Consider the following 16,254-nt stretch of genomic DNA (forward strand, 5'->3'; position numbering starts at 1 on the left):
TAAGTTGAAGGATCTACTAAAGGGCAGATTCTTCGGGTCGCATCGGGGGTGTATCGCGACTCGCATCTGGATAATTGTATGAACGCGACAGATAGTCTTGTGGAGTAAATACTAATACAAATAACTAGTAGATTCTCGTTATAGGGTATTTTCTTAGGCCAAAACCCGTATTTTTTGGTAGAGGAATTTGATCGTAACTTTTGGAGTTATCTGATAAATACCCTGTTCGATGTTTCCGGAAATGCGGGAGCTGTATTATGGGTTTAGGAAAGTCTCGCGCAATCCTGCCCTTCGGTAGAACCCCGAGAAGCCTTGACGGGTGTAACCCCGAAGCGCCCTTCCTGCTCGCTCCGGACTTGCCATGTGATCTCAACGATCCCAGCTATCCCAGTGATAGGGGTATATTCCAGGCCACGATCGATAATCTGCCCGACCAGGTCGCGCTCGTCGACGGTGCGGGTCGGATCGCCATGGTCAACCAGGGCTGGGCCGGAATGGCGCGAACCTTTCATCTCGGCCCCTTCGGAGTCGGTGACAATTATCGCCAAGTCTGCCTGAAATTTGCCGAATACGGTTATGAAATAGGCTTTGCCGTCCTCAGGGCGCTCGACGAATTCGATGAGGGGCTGCGGTCGCACTCGGAACACACCTATTCGATCCCGGGTCCGCAGGGCGAGAGTTTCTACAAAGTCGTCCTATCCAGCATAGAGTTGCAGCGGACCCGATTCATTGCCGTGTCCAGCCAGGAGATCACCGATCTGGTCATGCTGAAGCGCCGAAATCGCGAACTGGAGCGCGAAAGGCTATCTATCCAACAGCGGGAAGGGCGCCGGATCGGGCGAGAAATTCACGACACCACCGCCCAGGAGCTTTCGGTCCTGAATCTTTCGGTCGAGCGGCTCAGGAGCCTGCACAGCGACAAACAATCGCTCGAAGTGTTCGGTGTGATCGACAGCGCCCTGACCCACGTCATCGACGAGATCCGCACGATTTCCTTCATGCTACATCCGCCCTCGCTCGATCATGGGCTGGTGGAAGCGCTCAACGCGATGTCGCGCGGCTTCGCGCGGCGGACCAAGCTTGCGATCGGTTTCACCTTCGGCGGCGAAATCGAACCGTGGGGAGAGGAGATCGAGCAGGCGCTCTACCGGATAGCCCAGGAAGCGCTCACCAATGTCTATCGCCATGCCCAGGCGAGCCAGATCACCGTGCGGTTGATCTCGCGAAGGAACGCGCTTCACCTCGTCATCGAGGACGACGGTATCGGCATGTCTCCGCAGGCCTGCAAGGTCGACGCCGAGGGTGGGGGCGTGGGCATCGCCAGCATGCGGTCCCGCATGCTGGAACTGTCCGGGCGCCTGTCAATCCAGAGCCGGAAGGCCGGCTGCCGGGTAACCGCAAGCATTCCACTGCCCGCGGCGATAGTCGCGCTGCGCAGCGCGAGCTGATCGTCGAGGGTTTCAGCCCCCGACGATCGTCTTAACCTCGAGGAAGTCGCGCAGGCCGTAGACGCCGCCCTCGCGGCCGTTGCCCGAACGCTTGTAGCCGCCGAACGGCGCCTCGCTCGACGGCCCCCAGGCATTCACCCCGACGAGGCCGGCGCGCAGTTGCCCGACGACGCCCTTGGCCAGTTCGGGATCGCCCGTCACTGCCGCGGAGAGCCCGTAATCGGTGTCGTTGGCGAGTGCGATGCCCTGGTCGAGCGTATCGTAGCTGGTGATCGTCGCGACCGGTCCGAAGGTCTCCTCGCGGAAGATGCGCATCTGGGGCGTCACGTCGCTGAACACGGTCGGGCGCACGTAGTAACCGCGGTTGACGTTGTCGGGCATGCCGGTGCCCCCCTGGACCAGCGTCGCGCCTTCGTCGATCGCCGACTGGATCAGGCCCTGGATCTTCTCAAACTGGCTCTTGTTGACGACGGGACCCAGGTGGCCGCCTTCTTCGGAAGGATTGCCGACCTGGGTGGCGGCGAACATCCGCTGGGCAAAGGCCTCGACATCGGCCTTCTGGTCCTGCTGGACGATCAGCCGCGTCGGCGCGATGCAGGTCTGGCCCGAATTGCCGAGCACGCCCGACAGCGTCTTGCCGAGGTGCGCGTCGAGATCAGCGCCGGGCAGGACGAGGTTGGGTCCCTTGCCGCCAAGCTCCTGGTGGACGCGCTTGACCGTGGGCGCCGCGGCCTGGGCGATAGCGATGCCCGCGCGGGTCGAGCCGGTGAAGCTGATCATGTCGACATCGGGGTGCGACGACAGCGCCGCGCCGGCCTCGGGCCCGTTGCCGTTGATCAGGTTGAACACGCCCGCGGGCACGCCGGCCTCGGCGAGGATCTCGGCGAAGATGATCGCGTTGGCCGGGCATTCCTCGCTGGGCTTGAGCACCATCGTGTTGCCGCCCGCGAGCGCGGGGCCGACCTTGGCGGCGATCTGGTTGATCGGCCAGTTCCACGGCGTGATCATGCCGACGACTCCGATCGGCTCATGCACGACGCGGGCGCCGCGCAGTTCCTCTTCCCACTGGAACGCCTCGAGCGCGCGGCGCGCGGACTTGAGGTGGCCTAGCCCGGCGGGCGCCTGAGCAGCATTGGCGAACGAGATCGGTGCGCCCATCTCCTCGCTGATGGCCGCGGCCATGTCGCCGAGGCGGGCCTTGTAGAGATCGCAGATGCGGTCGAGCAGTTCGAGCCGCTCGGCGACCGTGGTGCGCGAGAAGGCGGGGAAGGCGGCGCGCGCGGCGGCGACGGCGGCGTCGACGTCGGCGGCGGTGGCCATGGTGATGACCGTGCAGGCTTCCTCGGTCGCGGGGTTGATCACCTCGTGGCGCTTGCCGCCCTGGCTATCGACCCACTGGCCGCCGATGAACTGCTGGAGGTATTCGCGCATGACCTGATCCTTCCCGGAAGACTTGAGCCGTCTCTGGCACAGGCCTTCCCGGGCGGCAACGGATCAGGGGACGGGCTGGGGTTCCGGTTCGCCACCCGAGCGCGAAGCCGTCGGGGCGATATCCGTAGCGCGCAGGTTCAGCCGGATCTTCGGCACGACCAGCATGGCGCCGACCGCCATCACCGCGAAGGCGACGAAGATCGGCGAATAGGAGCCAGTCTTGTCGTAGATGAGCCCGAAGACCGGTGGTGTAACCAGCAGGCCGACCAACTGGGCGAGGCTCAGCAGACCAACTGCCTTGCCGACCACCGCCGGACCGAAGATCCGCGGCGCCACGAAGCTCTGCAGGGGCAGGATCATCCCGCCCAGTCCGACGAGGCCGGCACCGAGTAGGATCATCCAATAGCCAGTCGATGCCATCGACAGCGCGACCATGCCCGCGGCGAAGACTGCAAGGATCGCCGTCATGAGGATGCGCGGGCTGATGCGGTCGGCCACGGCTCCGAAGGTCAGCTTGGCGACGAAGGCCATGCCGGCATAGACCGAAACGACGAAGGCTGCGGCATTGGCCTCGACACCCAGGTCGCGCGCCATCGGCACGATGTTGGTCACCGAACCCATCATGCCCGCCAGGATCACCGTGACGACCAAAGCCAGGAGCCAGAAGGCCGGATCGCTGATGATCTCGCGTGCGGACAGCGCCACCGGTGCGCTGGCGCCCTTGGCCAGCGGGGGAGGCGCGTCGGCACCGTCGGGATAGAGCCCGCGGTCGCTCGGGCGGTCGACGATCAGCAGCAGCGCCGGCACCGTGATGCAGGCAAGGATCAGCGAGAGCACGCGCAGCCCCTCGCGCCAGGCGAAATGATCGAACAGGCCCTGCATCACCAGCGGGAAGATCATGCTGCCCGCGCCGATCCCCGAGACGGCGATGCCCAGCGCGGCGCCGCGGCGTTTCTCGAACCAGCGCGTCAGCAGGACCGTGCCCGAGATCGGCCCGGCCATCGACTGGGAGGCGGCCATGAGCAGGCCATAGACCACAAGCACGGCCGCGAAGGAGGTGACGAAAGACAGCGCGAAGAAGCCGCCGACCATGCCGGCGACGCCGATCATCATGATCCGCCTGAGCGAGCTCTTGTCCATGAACCCGCCGGCGATGGGCGAGATGATTCCGGCAGCAACCGACATGACCGTGATCGCCAGCATCAGCACCATGCGGCTCGAGCCGAACTCGCTGGCGAGATGGACGGCGATGATGCCGTAGGTCGGCGCGATCATGCCCGAGCAGGCCATGACGACCATCGAGGCGAAAACCTGGCGCCAGCCAACGCCGAAGCTGCGATTCGTGCCCATTCCCTCGTTCCCACTTTTCCTTATTTCGACGGTCTTATCGCCGGAACGAACGGAATTGCAAACAAGCGATTGATCGGCTCGCCACTTTGGCCGCGAACGGGAGCCTGTTCGCGGCGCATGCGTATTGGTTCCATGCCCGCTGCCAAACGCCTTAAGGTCTACCGCACTGCGATCGGCTTCCACGACGCCTATGTTGCAGCGCCGAGCAAGAAGGCTGCGCTCGCGGCCTGGGGCGCGTCGAAGGACCTGTTCGCCATCGGCGCGGCTGAGATCGTCACCGATCCGGCGCTGACCAAGGCGGCGCTGGCCTCGCCGGGCGAGGTTGTGCGCCGTTCGCGCGGCAGCCTCGCCGATCAACTCGCGGCGCTGCCCGAGGACGGCAAAAAGGAGGAGCCGTCGCCGCGCCGCGAGCCGGCCAAGCCCGCACGCAAACCGAGGCCGCGGCCCAGCCGCGACAAGCTCGACGCTCTCGAAACAGCACTGCGGGTGTTCGACGAGCAGGCCGAAGCGCAGATCGCCGCAATCCGCGAGCGCGAGGACGCGCTGCGGCGGGAAAAGGCGGTGCTGGAGAAGCGGCAGCGTTCGGCGCGCGAAGCACTCGAGGCCAGGGTTTCACGCGCAAGCGAACGGTACGAGGGCGCCCTCGCCGGCTGGCGAGAGCAGGAATGAGAGTCAGATCTCCAGCTGGCTTCCCAGCTCGATCACGCGGTTTGTCGGCAGCTTGAAGAATTCCATCGCGCTCTGGGCGTTGCGCACCATCCAGGCGAACAGCTTCTCGCGCCAGATCGCCATGCCGGGCCGGTCCGAGGCGATCAGCGTTTGCCGGGCGAGGAAGTAGCTGGTCTCCATCGGCTTGAACGGCCCGCCGGCGCGCTGCTCGGTGGACAGCTCGGCCGGGATATCTACCTCGTCCATGAAGCCGTGATCGAGGACGATGCGGTAGAACGACTGCCCGAGATCCTCGACTTTCATCCGCTTGTCCGGCGCGACGTGCGGCACCGGCTTGGTCACCACGGTCAGCAGCACCACCCGTTCGTGCAGGATGTGGTTGTGCTTGAGGTTGTGGAGCAGCGAGGGCGGAACACCTTCAGTGGCCGAGGCGAGGAAGACCGACGTGCCGGGGATCCGGCGCACCGACGATCCGGTCGAGCGGATGAACAGCTCGATCGGCATCGAATCCTCCTCCAGCCGCTCACGCATGATGCGCCGGCCGTTGGCCCAGGTGGTCAGAAGCATGAAGGTTACGGCGGCGACCAGCAGGGGGAACCAACCGCCGTCGGGAATCTTGGTGACGTTCGAGGCGAAATAGGCGCCGTCGACCAGCAGGAAGGCGCCGGTGACGAGCACGGCGATCGGCTTCGGCCATTTCCACACGGTGAAAGTCAGCACGCCAAGCATGCAGGCGGTGATGAACATCGTGCCGGTTACCGCGATGCCATAGGCGGCGGCGAGATTGCTCGAGCTCTTGAAGCCGAGCACGAGCAGGACGACGAGCACCAGCAGGCCCCAGTTGACCAGCGGTACGTAGATCTGACCCGCCGCCTTGGCGCTGGTGTGGGTGATGCGCAGTCGTGGCAGGAAACCGAGCTGGACGGCCTGTTGCGACACCGAATAGGCGCCGGTGATCACCGCCTGGCTGGCGATGATCGTCGCGAAAGTCGCGAGGATCACCAGCGGCAGCCGCGCCCAGTCGGGCGCCATCAGGAAGAACGGATTCTCTACGGCCGCGGGGGTGTGCAGCAGCAATGCCGACTGGCCGAGATAGTTGAGGAGCAGGCAGGGGAAGGCGATCCACAGCCAGGCGACGGTAATTGCCTTGCGGCCGAAGTGGCCCATGTCGGCATAGAGCGCCTCGGCACCGGTCACCGCCAGCACGACGGAGCCCAATGCCAGGAAGGCTAGCGCGGGATCGATCAGGAAGAAGTCCAGCGCGTAGGCCGGGCTCAGCGCCAGCAGGACTTCGGGCGCGCGGGCGATGCCCATGATGCCGAGCACGGCGAGAACCGCGAAATAGACCAGCATGACCGGGCCGAACAGCTTGCCGACCGCCGCCGTGCCGCGCGACTGGATCATGAACAGGCCGATGAGGATCGCGACCGAGATCGGCAGGACGAGCTGGGCGAAGCCCGGATGGACGATCGTCAGCCCCTCGACCGCCGAGAGTACCGAGATGGCCGGGGTGATGATCGCGTCGCCATAGAACAGCGCGGTCGCGATCACGCCGAGCATGGCGATGGCCGGAGTCCAGCGCGTCACGCCCAGCTTGCTGCCGATCAGCGCGAGCAGCGCCAGGCTGCCGCCTTCGCCTTTGTTGTCGGCGCGCATGATGACGAGGACGTACTTGATCGTGACGATCAGCAGCATCGTCCAGAAGATCAGCGAGAGCACGCCGAAGACGTGCGCCTTGTCCACGGTCAGTGGGTGGTGGCCGATGAAGCTTTCCTTGAGCGCGTAGAGCGGCGAGGTCCCGATGTCGCCGAAGACGACGCCGATCGCGCCGATCGCCAGCGCGGGGAGGCTTTCTGAATGGGCGTGATGCCCGTCGGTCTGGTCCATGATCGGCAGCTAGGAGCGGCCCGGCCGCCCTGCCACGGATTTTACGCTTTCTTTATGCCGGGCGCCCGCATTCCCCATGGAAGCTTAACGCGCATCCGCCCCACATCGCCCCTGCAACGAGAAGGCAAGTGCGGTGCGCAAGATACGACACAGACTGGAAAGCAGTGAGCGCTGGTGGGCGGCGGAGATCGTGCTGCGCCTGATAGGCTTGGCGCTGCTTGGCGCCTGCGCGGTGCTTAGCCGTATTGTCCTCCGCCTGGTCGGCCATCCACCGCCGCATCAGGGCTCGCCGGCCGAGTTTGCCGTCGCTGTGCTCGCTTTCGTCTGCCTGACGAGCGGGCTGGCGCTGCTGTTCGAAGGCCCCGGCCTGTTTCGCCTGCTGCCGATGCCGCCGCGCGCGCTCCTGACATGAGGACAACCCGATGAACGATCTGATCTGGCTCGCCGTGCTCGGCGGGCTGTTCCTGCTGACGCTCGCCTACGTGCGGCTCTGCGACAACGCTTGAGGAGCCATAGATGACCCTATCCCTGACACTCGCCGGGCTCACTGCGGTGGGCCTTCTCATCTACCTCGTGGCCGTGTTGATCCGGCCCGAGCGGTTCTGACGGAGCCCCGCCATGACAATCCAGGGCTGGATGCTCATCCTCCTGTTCACCGCCATCACCGTGGCGCTCGCCAAGCCGATGGGGCTGTGGCTTTTCGCGGTCTACGAAGGCCGGCGGACGCCATTCCATGCCATACTCGGCCCGGTCGAGCGTGGCTTCTACAAGCTTGCCGGCATCGATCCCGCCGCCGAGCAGGGCTGGCGCCGCTATGCGGTGCACATGCTGCTTTTCCAGGTGGCGACCCTGCTGTTCACTTACGTCATCCTGCGCTTCCAGGACCTGCTGCCGATGAACCCGCGAGGGCTCGCAGGCCTCAGCCCCGACGGCGCGATGAACGTGGCGATCAGCTTCACCACCAATACCAACTGGCAATGGTATTCGGGCGAGGTAGCGCTGTCGAACCTCAGCCAGATGCTGGGGCTGACGATCCATAACTTCCTCTCGGCCGCCACGGGCATCGCCATCGCCTTCGCGCTGATCCGCGGCTTTGCGCGGCGCGAGACCAATGGCATCGGCAACTTCTGGGCCGATATGACGCGCATCACTCTCTACGTGCTGCTGCCGATCTGCCTGCTTTATGCCTTCTACCTGATCGCCAGCGGCGTGCCGCAGACCTTCGCCGCCTCGGTCGACGCGACCACGCTCGAAGGCGTCAAGCAGTCGATCGCGCTCGGCCCGGTCGCCTCGCAGGAGGCGATCAAGATGCTCGGCACCAATGGCGGCGGCTTCTTCAACGCCAACTCGGCGCATCCCTTCGAGAACCCGAGCGCGTTGACCAATCTCGTCCAGATGCTGTCGATCTTCGCAATCGGCGTCGGCATGACCTGGGTCTTCGGCAAGGCCGTGGGCAACACGCGCCAGGGCTGGGCGATCCTCGCCGCGATGATGACGCTGTTCCTCGCGGGCACGGCGATCACCTATTGGCAGGAGGCCGCGGGCAATCCGGTGCTGCATCAGCTCGGCCTCGCCGGCGCCAATATGGAGGGCAAGGAAGTACGCTTCGGCGCGGCCGCCTCGGCGCTGTTCGCCGTGGTGACGACCGATGCGTCCTGCGGCGCGGTCAACGCGATGCACGACAGCTTCACCGCGCTCGGCGGCATGATCCCGCTGTTCAACATGCAGCTCGGCGAAGTGGTGATCGGCGGCGTAGGCGCGGGGCTCTATGGTTTCCTGCTGTTCGCCCTGCTGGCGATCTTCGTCGCCGGGCTGATGGTCGGCCGCACGCCCGAATATGTCGGCAAGAAGATCGAGAGCCGCGAGGTCAAGTTCGCGGTGCTCGGGATCGCCGTGCTGCCGCTGATGATCCTCGGCGGAACCGCGCTCGCCTCGGTGCTGCCGGCAGGGCTCGCGGGGCCGCTCAACAAGGGCCCGCACGGCTTCACCGAGATCCTCTACGCCTTCTCCTCGGCAACGGCGAACAACGGTTCGGCCTTCGCCGGGCTGACCGCGGGCACGCCGTTCTACAACGGCCTCCTCGGCGTCGCGATGTGGGTCGGGCGGTTCTTCATGATCGTCCCAGCGCTCGCCATCGCCGGCAGCCTCGCGGCGAAGAAGGTCCACCCGGCCTCGGCGGGCTCGTTCCCGACGACCGGCCTGCTCTGGGTCGGGCTGCTCGTCGGCATCATCCTGATCGTCGGCGGACTGACCTTCCTGCCCGCGCTCGCGCTCGGCCCGATCGCCGATCATCTCGCGATGATCCGCGGCCAGCTCTTCTGACAGGTATCACGGACATGACCACGACTTCCGTATTCTCGGCGAACCTGATCGGCCCGGCCGTCGGCGACGCCTTCCGCAAGCTCAATCCGCGCGAGCTGGTGAAGAACCCCGTGCTCTTCACCACCGCCGTGGTGGCGCTGCTCCTGACCGTGCTGCTGGCGATCGGCGCGGAGCCGCTGCCGATCGCCTTCCAGCTCCAGCTCATCGTCTGGCTCTGGCTGACCGTGCTGTTCGGCACTTTCGCCGAAGCGCTGGCCGAAGGGCGCGGCCGCGCCCAGGCCGCCTCGCTGCGCGCCGCCAAGGCCGACCTCGTCGCCAAACTGCCTTCGGGCAAGGTGGTGCCCGCCTCGCAGCTCAAGCGCGGCGATGTCGTGCTGGTCGAGACCGGCGACCTCATCCCGGCCGATGGCGAGGTGATCGAAGGCGTCGCCTCGGTCAACGAAGCGGCGATCACCGGCGAAAGCGCGCCCGTCATCCGCGAGGGCGGCGGCGACCGCTCGGCCGTGACCGCGGGCACGCGGGTGATCTCGGACTGGATCAAGGTCCAGGTGACGCAGGAGCCCGGCCAGGGCTTTCTCGACCGCATGATCGCCCTGGTCGAAGGCGCCGAGCGGCAGAAGACGCCCAACGAGATCGCGCTGACGATCCTGCTCGTCGGCCTGACGATCATCTTCCTGATCGCCGTCGGCACGATCCCGGGCTTCGCTTCATACGCCAGCGGCGGCGTGCCCGTGGCGATCCTCGCAGCGCTGCTGATTACCCTGATCCCGACGACGATCGCCGCGCTGCTTTCGGCCATCGGCATCGCCGGCATGGACCGCCTTGTCCGCTTCAACGTGCTCGCCAAGTCGGGCCGCGCGGTCGAGGCGGCGGGCGACATCGACGTGCTGCTGCTCGACAAGACCGGCACGATCACCATCGGCGACCGCCAGGCGAGCGAGTTCCGCGCGCTGACCGGCGTGGCCTCCGACGAACTGGCGCACGCCGCGCTGCTTGCCAGCCTGGCCGACGAGACGCCCGAGGGCCGCTCAATCGTCGTGCTGGCGCGCGAGAAGTACGGCATCGCAACGCGCGAGCTGGCGGCCGGGGTGGAGATCGTTCCGTTCACGGCGCAGACCCGGATTTCGGGCGTGAATGTCGCCGGACAACTCACCCAGAAGGGCGCGGTCGACGCGATCCTGCGCGCCAACCCCGATGCAGCGTCCTCGCCGGCCGCGGCCGAGCTGCGTCGGATGACCGAGGACATCGCGCGCTCGGGCCAGACCCCGCTCGCCGTGGCGCAGGACGGCCGCCTGCTCGGCATGATCGCGCTCAAGGACGTGATCAAGGCCGGCGTGCGCGAACGCTTCGCCGAGCTGCGCCGCATGGGCATCCGCACGGTGATGATCACCGGCGACAACCCGCTGACCGCCGCGGCGATCGCCGCCGAAGCGGGGGTCGACGATTTCCTCGCCGAAGCGACGCCCGAGGACAAGCTCGCGCTGATCCGCAAGGAGCAGCAGGGCGGGCGGCTCGTCGCGATGTGCGGTGACGGCACCAACGACGCACCCGCGCTGGCCCAGGCCGACGTCGGCGTGGCGATGAACACCGGCACCCAGGCCGCGCGCGAGGCGGGCAACATGGTCGATCTCGACAGCGACCCGACCAAGCTCATCGAGATCGTCGGCCTCGGCAAGCAGATGCTGATGACGCGCGGCGCACTGACGACCTTCTCGGTGGCCAACGACGTCGCGAAGTATTTCGCGATCATCCCCGCGATGTTCGTCGCGCTCTATCCAGGGCTCGGCGTGCTCAACGTCATGGGGCTGGAATCGCCGAGCAGCGCCATCCTCTCGGCGATCATCTTCAACGCGCTGATCATCCCCGCACTGGTGCCCCTGGCGCTGCGCGGGGTGACCTACCGGCCGATCGGTGCCGGCTCTCTGCTCGCGCGCAATCTAGCGATCTACGGCGTCGGCGGCCTCGTCGCGCCCTTTATCGGCATCAAGGCGATCGACCTCGTGGTCGGCGGCCTTGGCCTCGCCTGAGGACAGGACAATGCTCAACGACTTCACTTCCGCCATCCGCCCCGCGCTGGTGCTGACCCTGCTGTTCGCCGCGCTGCTCGGCCTTGCTTATCCGGCGGCGATGACCGGGATCGGGCAAGTGATCTTCCCCGCCCAGGCCAATGGCAGCCTGATCGAGCGGAACGGTCAGGTCATCGGCTCCGAACTGATCGGCCAGACCTTCACCGGTCCCGCCTATTTCCACGGCCGGCCTTCGGCCGCGGGCAAGGGCTACGACGCCATGGCGTCGAGCGGCTCCAACCTCGGCCCGACCAGCCAGGCGCTCGCTGACCGCGTCAAAGGCGATCTGGCTGCGTTAAAGTCATCAGGTCTTCCCGTCGCCCCTGACCTGGTGACCACCTCCGCCTCGGGGCTCGATCCCCATGTCAGCCCCGAGGCGGCTCTCTACCAGGTGGCGCGCGTGGCCGCGGCGCGTGGCCTGCCCGAGGGTGAGGTCCGCGAGCTCATTGCAAGCCGTACCGAGCACCCGCTGCTCGGCTTCATCGGCGAGCCGCGTGTCAACGTGTTGCTGCTCAATCTCGCTCTCGACTCGATGGCTCACAAAGGCGCACAAGCGGCCCGATGAACGGGCAATCATGAACGACGAGCCGCGACCCGATCCCGAGGCCCTGCTGCGCAGCGCTGCGCAGGAGGGCCTCGGCCGTCTCAAGGTCTTCCTCGGCGCGGCGCCGGGCGTCGGCAAGACCTATGAGATGCTCGGCGAGGCGGCGGCGCGGCGCGATGCCGGCGTCGATGTCGTCGTCGGCGTGGTCGAGACCCACGGCCGGGCCGAGACCGAGGCGCGGCTGCACGGCTTCGAGATCGTCCCGCGCAAGCTGATCGAGCATCGCGGCCAGGCGCTCGGCGAGCTCGATATCGACGCGGTGCTCGCGCGGCGCCCGCAACTCGTGCTGGTCGACGAACTGGCCCATACCAACGCGCCGGGCAGCCGGCACGACAAGCGCTATCAGGACGTCGAGGAACTGCTCGCGGCGGGGATCGACGTATATTCGACGCTCAACGTCCAGCATCTCGAAAGCCTGAACGACGTCGTCGCCTCGTTCACCAAGGTGCGCGTGCGCGAGACGCTGCCCGACCGGGTGATCGAGAACGCCGAGGTCGAGATCGTCGATATCCCGCCCGACGAACTGATCGAGCGGCTGCGCGAGGGCAAGGTCTACGTTCCCGAGGAAGCGACCCGCGCGCTGGGCAACTTCTTCTCGAAGTCCAACCTCTCGGCCCTGCGCGAGCTGACCCTGCGCCGCGCGGCGCAGGCGGTCGATGCACAGATGCTCGACTATATCCGCGCCAATGCCATCGCCGGCGCCTGGGCGGCGAACGAGCGGCTGGTCGTCGCGGTCAGCGAGCAGCCGGGCGCGGCCGAACTCGTCCGCGCCGCCAAGCGCCTGGCCGATGCGTTGCGCGCGCCCTGGACCGCGGTGCATATCGAGACCGCGCGCGCGGCAACCTTCAGCGATGCCGAGAACGCCCAGCTCGCCGCGACGATGCACCTCGCGACCCAGCTCGGCGCACAGGTCGCGAGCGTTCCGGCGGAGAGCATCCTAGAAGGGCTCCAGCGTTTCACTGCGGAGGCGAGGGCGACTCAGCTGATCGTCGGCAAGTCGGCGCGCTCGCGCTGGTTCGAGCTGCGCCACGGCTCGGTCGTTGATCAACTGGTGCGCGAAACGCCGGGCATCGCGGTCCACGTCCTGCCGATGGCCGAGACGGTGCGGGCGGCGGTTCGGCCCAAGGTCGCTATCGGAGCCTGGGGCAAGCCCGAAGGCTATGCCGTGTCGCTCGGGTTGACGGTGCTCGTGACCCTGCTGGGCATCGCGATCTTCGGCCGTGGCAGCATTACCAACGTCGGTCTGCTCTATCTGCTCCCGGTGATGGTGGCGGCGACACGCTACGGCGTCAGGACCGGTGTGGTCGCCGGCCTGCTCTCGTCGCTGAGCTACAACTTCTTCTTCATTCCGCCGACCCACACGTTCACGATCCAGGACCCGCAGAACATCATCACCGTGCTGGTGCTGCTCGGCGTGGCCGTGGTGTCGAGCCAGCTCGCCGCGCGCGTGCGCGAGCAAGCGCTGCTGGCGCAGAGCAGCGCGGCCCAGAACAGCGCGCTCGCCGGCTTTGCGCGGCTGCTCACCGGGATCAGCCGCCGGGATGAACTGGCCGAGTTGCTCTGCGCCGAGATCGGCCGGCTGCTCGATGTCAGGGCGGTGGTGTTGATGAACGGCACCGACGGGCTCGAGATACGCGCGGCCAATCCGCCGGGAGACGAACTGGAGATGCTCGATATGGCGGCGGCGCGCTGGGCGTCCGAGCAGAACCAGCCGGCCGGCCGGGGCTCGGACACGCTGACCGCCAGCGAATGGCTGTTCCAGCCGATCTCGGCCGGGGGCAGAGCGCTTGCCGTCTTCGGCCTCGCCCGCGACGATGCACGCGCGCCGATCCGTTCGGACCAGCTGCCGCTGCTGCTCAGCCTGCTCGACCAAGCCGGGCTTGCGCTCGAACGCATCGCGCTCGAAGGCGAAATGGCGCAGCTTTCGCAGATCAAGGAGCGCGATCGGCTGCGTCATGCGCTACTCTCGTCGGTCAGCCATGACCTGCGCACGCCGCTGACCACGGTGCTGGGCATGCTGCGTGAGCTGCGACCGAGCTCGCCCGACCAGGCCGAGCACCTCGCCACCGCCCGCGCCGAGGCCGAGCGGCTGCACCGCTTCGTCGGCAACCTGCTCGACATGGTGCGGATCGAGGCGGGCGCGCTGCACCGCACGACCGAGCCGATCGACCTTGCCGAAGCCGTCGCCAGCGCGACGCACGACCTGCGCGGCGCGCTGCAGGATCATCCGGTGAAGCTCGCCATCGCGCCCGACCTGCCCTTCGTCATGGCCGACCCGCAGCTGTTCCACCATTGCCTGATCAACCTGATCGAGAACGCCGCCAAATACGGCAATTCCGGCTCGCCGATCGAGGTTGCGGCGCGGCGCGATCCGCAGGGCCTCACCTTGACCGTGATGGACGAGGGCCCAGGTCTGCCGCCAGGCGAGGAGGCGCGGCTGTTCGAGACCTTCACCCGGATCGAGGGGTCCGACCGCAAGGGCGGCACCGGCCTCGGCCTCGCCATCGTCAAGGGCTTTGCCGAAGCCATGGGGCTGACCGTATCCGCGGCGAATCGCACCGACCGGCCTGGCGCCTGTTTCTCGATCCGCTTCGACGCCGCGCATCTGAAGACGAGCTGGAGCGAGCAATGAGCCGGCAGGTTACCGTCCTCCTGGTCGAAGATGAGCCGGCGATCCGGCGCCTGCTCCATGCCGGGCTCGCCCGCGCCGGCTACAAGGTGGTCGAGGCGGGGACGGGGCGCGAGGCGCTGTCCGCGCTCCATATCGACAAGCCCGACATCGTCCTGCTCGACCTGGGCCTGCCCGACCGCGACGGGCTGGAGCTGATCGGCCTGATCAAGTCGGCCGGCACTGCCGTTGTTGTCGTCTCGGCGCGCGATGCGACCGAGCAGAAGGTCACCGCGCTCGATCTCGGCGCCGACGACTACGTCACCAAGCCGTTCGACACCGAGGAAGTGCTCGCGCGCATCCGCACGGCGCTGCGCCACAAGCTTTCGACCGATGCCGAGATGCCGGTGGTGGCGGTGGGAGCGATCGAGATCGACCTGGCCGCGCGCATTGTCCGCAAGGCCGGTGAGGAGGTCCATCTGACCCCCAAGGAATACGGCTTCCTCGCCGAACTGGCCAAGCGACCGGGCAAGGTCGTGACGCATAGCCAGCTTCTCCACGCGGTCTGGGGCGCCGGGCACGAGGGCGACGTCGAGTACCTGCGCGTCGCCGCGCGGGCGATCCGGCGCAAGCTGGAGGACGATCCCTCGGCCCCCTCGATCCTGCGCAACGAGCCGGGAGTCGGCTACAGGCTGATCGTCAGCCGTTAGGCGCGGACGACATCGATCACGGCCTGCGCAAAGGCCTGGGGCGCTTCCTGCGGCAGGTTGTGGCCGATCCCGCCGGCGATCGTCCGGTGCTCGTAGCGGCCCGTGAACTTGGCAGCATAGGCGCTGGGGGGCGGATGGGGTGCGCCGTTGGCGTCGCCTTCCATCGTGATCGTCGGCACGGCGATCGCCGGCGCGGCGGCAAGCTGCTGCTCGAGGCTGGCGTAGCGCGTCTCGCCTTCGGCCAGGCCCAGCCGCCAGCGGTAATTGTGGATCACGATCTCGACATGGTCCGGGTTGTCGAAGGCGGCGGCGGAGCGATCGAAAGTGGCGTCGTCGAAGGCCCATTTCGGCGAAGCCAGCCGCCAGATCAGCTTGGAGAACTCGCGGCGGTATTTCGTATATCCGGTGCGACCGCGCTCGGTCGCGAAGTAGAACTGGTACCACCATTGCAGTTCGGCCTCGGGCGGCAGCGGCTGGCTTCCCGCCGCCTGGCTGCCGATCAGGTAGCCGCTGACCGAGACGAGCCCGTGGACGCGCTCGGGCCAGAGCGCCGCAATGATGTCCGCCGTGCGCGCACCCCAGTCGAAGCCGCCGAGCACGGCGCTGCGGATCTTCAGCGCGTCCATCAGCGCCAGCACATCGGCGGCGAGCGCGGCCGGCTCGCCGTTACGCTTGGTGTCGGCTGAGAGGAAGCGAGTCGTTCCATAGCCGCGCAAGTGAGGGATGATGACGCGGTGGCCCTTGGCGCTGAGGATCGGCGCGACTTCCTCGAAAGCATGGATGTCGTAGGGCCAGCCGTGGAGCAGGATGACGGGTGGGCCGGCTGCCGGTCCATATTCGGCATAGGCGACTTCGAGCAGGTCGGTCCGCACGGTCTTGAGCGGCGGCATCGCGGGAGGCGCCGCCACAGGCTGGGCCAAAGCCGGTGTGAAAGGGATCGAAGCGGCGATGACTGCGGCGCTCATCACGCGGCGGCGACTCAAGTCGAAAGTGGACATGGCAGGGCTTTACCGCACCATGCCGGCGCGCGCAGCCTAATAGGCGTCGCAACCGCTACGCCGCGACGGTCCTTGCCGGCAAACCAATAATATTTGTCCAGATTCTGACCGTTGTAGCGGAACTGTCATGGACGCGTGAAATAGGGCCACTCGAGTCAACA

Annotated in this window: 13 protein-coding genes; 9 read left to right on the forward strand and 4 right to left on the reverse strand. The window is 66.8% G+C overall.

From position 1 onward, the window contains the following. The first annotated feature begins 257 nt into the window (after window positions 1-257). Window positions 258-1,448: a sensor histidine kinase gene (locus KRR38_RS03025; protein WP_217398492.1), complete on the forward strand. Its 1,191-nt coding sequence runs from the start codon at window positions 258-260 to the stop codon at window positions 1,446-1,448. A gap of 12 nt (window positions 1,449-1,460) precedes the next feature. Here the strand turns inward: KRR38_RS03025 and KRR38_RS03030 are convergent, their stop codons facing one another. Next, window positions 1,461-2,879 (reverse strand): aldehyde dehydrogenase family protein, encoded by a 1,419-nt coding sequence (locus tag KRR38_RS03030; RefSeq protein ID WP_217398494.1) that lies wholly within the window; start codon window positions 2,877-2,879, stop codon window positions 1,461-1,463. Window positions 2,880-2,942: 63 nt separating this feature from the next. Further along, window positions 2,943-4,229, reverse strand: coding sequence for an MFS transporter (locus KRR38_RS03035; protein ID WP_217398496.1), 1,287 nt, complete (start codon window positions 4,227-4,229; stop codon window positions 2,943-2,945). Between the two features lie 117 nt (window positions 4,230-4,346). Here KRR38_RS03035 and KRR38_RS03040 point away from each other — a divergent pair, with 117 nt between their 5' ends. Continuing rightward, on the forward strand, window positions 4,347-4,898 hold the full coding sequence (locus KRR38_RS03040; protein WP_254514624.1) for a hypothetical protein: 552 nt from the start codon (window positions 4,347-4,349) through the stop codon (window positions 4,896-4,898). A gap of 3 nt (window positions 4,899-4,901) precedes the next feature. Here the strand turns inward: KRR38_RS03040 and KRR38_RS03045 are convergent, their stop codons facing one another. Next, on the reverse strand, window positions 4,902-6,785 hold the full coding sequence (locus KRR38_RS03045; RefSeq protein ID WP_217398498.1) for a potassium transporter Kup: 1,884 nt from the start codon (window positions 6,783-6,785) through the stop codon (window positions 4,902-4,904). 133 nt (window positions 6,786-6,918) lie between these two features. On the opposite strand from KRR38_RS03045, the gene KRR38_RS03050 reads away from it, so the two are divergent. The 7 genes from KRR38_RS03050 (at window position 6,919) to KRR38_RS03080 (ending at window position 15,095) form a co-directional block, all read left to right on the forward strand. Then, the gene (locus tag KRR38_RS03050; RefSeq protein ID WP_217398500.1) at window positions 6,919-7,197 is read left to right on the forward strand and encodes a hypothetical protein; all 279 of its coding nucleotides are present in this window, start codon (window positions 6,919-6,921) and stop codon (window positions 7,195-7,197) included. Window positions 7,198-7,301: 104 nt separating this feature from the next. Next, the gene (kdpF, locus tag KRR38_RS03055; protein ID WP_217398502.1) at window positions 7,302-7,391 is read left to right on the forward strand and encodes a K(+)-transporting ATPase subunit F; all 90 of its coding nucleotides are present in this window, start codon (window positions 7,302-7,304) and stop codon (window positions 7,389-7,391) included. A 12-nt stretch (window positions 7,392-7,403) separates the two neighbouring features. Then, window positions 7,404-9,107, forward strand: a complete 1,704-nt coding sequence (gene kdpA, locus KRR38_RS03060; RefSeq protein WP_217398504.1) for a potassium-transporting ATPase subunit KdpA — start codon at window positions 7,404-7,406, stop codon at window positions 9,105-9,107. A gap of 14 nt (window positions 9,108-9,121) precedes the next feature. Next, a complete protein-coding gene (kdpB, locus tag KRR38_RS03065) occupies window positions 9,122-11,134 on the forward strand; it encodes a potassium-transporting ATPase subunit KdpB (RefSeq protein WP_217398507.1) in 2,013 nt (670 codons plus the stop codon). 10 nt (window positions 11,135-11,144) lie between these two features. Continuing rightward, window positions 11,145-11,738, forward strand: coding sequence for a potassium-transporting ATPase subunit KdpC (gene kdpC / locus KRR38_RS03070; protein WP_217398509.1), 594 nt, complete (start codon window positions 11,145-11,147; stop codon window positions 11,736-11,738). A 10-nt stretch (window positions 11,739-11,748) separates the two neighbouring features. Beyond that, window positions 11,749-14,409 (forward strand): sensor histidine kinase KdpD, encoded by a 2,661-nt coding sequence (locus tag KRR38_RS03075; protein WP_217398511.1) that lies wholly within the window; start codon window positions 11,749-11,751, stop codon window positions 14,407-14,409. Continuing rightward, a complete protein-coding gene (locus tag KRR38_RS03080; protein ID WP_217398513.1) occupies window positions 14,406-15,095 on the forward strand; it encodes a response regulator in 690 nt (229 codons plus the stop codon). The genes KRR38_RS03075 and KRR38_RS03080 overlap by 4 nt, the downstream gene beginning before the upstream one ends. On the opposite strand, the gene KRR38_RS03085 is transcribed toward KRR38_RS03080, so the two are convergent. Continuing rightward, window positions 15,092-16,093, reverse strand: a complete 1,002-nt coding sequence (locus KRR38_RS03085; RefSeq protein ID WP_217398515.1) for an alpha/beta fold hydrolase — start codon at window positions 16,091-16,093, stop codon at window positions 15,092-15,094. The two genes, KRR38_RS03080 and KRR38_RS03085, sit on opposite strands and share 4 nt — an antisense overlap. Between the last annotated feature and the right edge of the window lie 161 nt (window positions 16,094-16,254).

Source organism: Novosphingobium sp. G106 (genome assembly GCF_019075875.1).
Taxonomy (GTDB): Bacteria; Pseudomonadota; Alphaproteobacteria; order Sphingomonadales; family Sphingomonadaceae; genus Novosphingobium.

What these genes read in the sequence shown, in the direction of transcription:
- KRR38_RS03025 (WP_217398492.1), top strand. Translation starts at nt 258, where the DNA reads ATGGGTTTAGGAAAGTCTCGCGCAATCCTGCCCTTCGGTAGAACCCCG.
- KRR38_RS03030 (WP_217398494.1), bottom strand. Translation starts at nt 2,879, where the DNA reads ATGCGCGAATACCTCCAGCAGTTCATCGGCGGCCAGTGGGTCGATAGC.
- KRR38_RS03035 (WP_217398496.1), bottom strand. Translation starts at nt 4,229, where the DNA reads ATGGGCACGAATCGCAGCTTCGGCGTTGGCTGGCGCCAGGTTTTCGCC.
- KRR38_RS03040 (WP_254514624.1), top strand. Translation starts at nt 4,347, where the DNA reads ATGCGTATTGGTTCCATGCCCGCTGCCAAACGCCTTAAGGTCTACCGC.
- KRR38_RS03045 (WP_217398498.1), bottom strand. Translation starts at nt 6,785, where the DNA reads ATGGACCAGACCGACGGGCATCACGCCCATTCAGAAAGCCTCCCCGCG.
- kdpF (WP_217398502.1), top strand. Translation starts at nt 7,302, where the DNA reads ATGACCCTATCCCTGACACTCGCCGGGCTCACTGCGGTGGGCCTTCTC.
- kdpA (WP_217398504.1), top strand. Translation starts at nt 7,404, where the DNA reads ATGACAATCCAGGGCTGGATGCTCATCCTCCTGTTCACCGCCATCACC.
- kdpB (WP_217398507.1), top strand. Translation starts at nt 9,122, where the DNA reads ATGACCACGACTTCCGTATTCTCGGCGAACCTGATCGGCCCGGCCGTC.
- kdpC (WP_217398509.1), top strand. Translation starts at nt 11,145, where the DNA reads ATGCTCAACGACTTCACTTCCGCCATCCGCCCCGCGCTGGTGCTGACC.
- KRR38_RS03075 (WP_217398511.1), top strand. Translation starts at nt 11,749, where the DNA reads ATGAACGACGAGCCGCGACCCGATCCCGAGGCCCTGCTGCGCAGCGCT.
- KRR38_RS03080 (WP_217398513.1), top strand. Translation starts at nt 14,406, where the DNA reads ATGAGCCGGCAGGTTACCGTCCTCCTGGTCGAAGATGAGCCGGCGATC.
- KRR38_RS03085 (WP_217398515.1), bottom strand. Translation starts at nt 16,093, where the DNA reads ATGTCCACTTTCGACTTGAGTCGCCGCCGCGTGATGAGCGCCGCAGTC.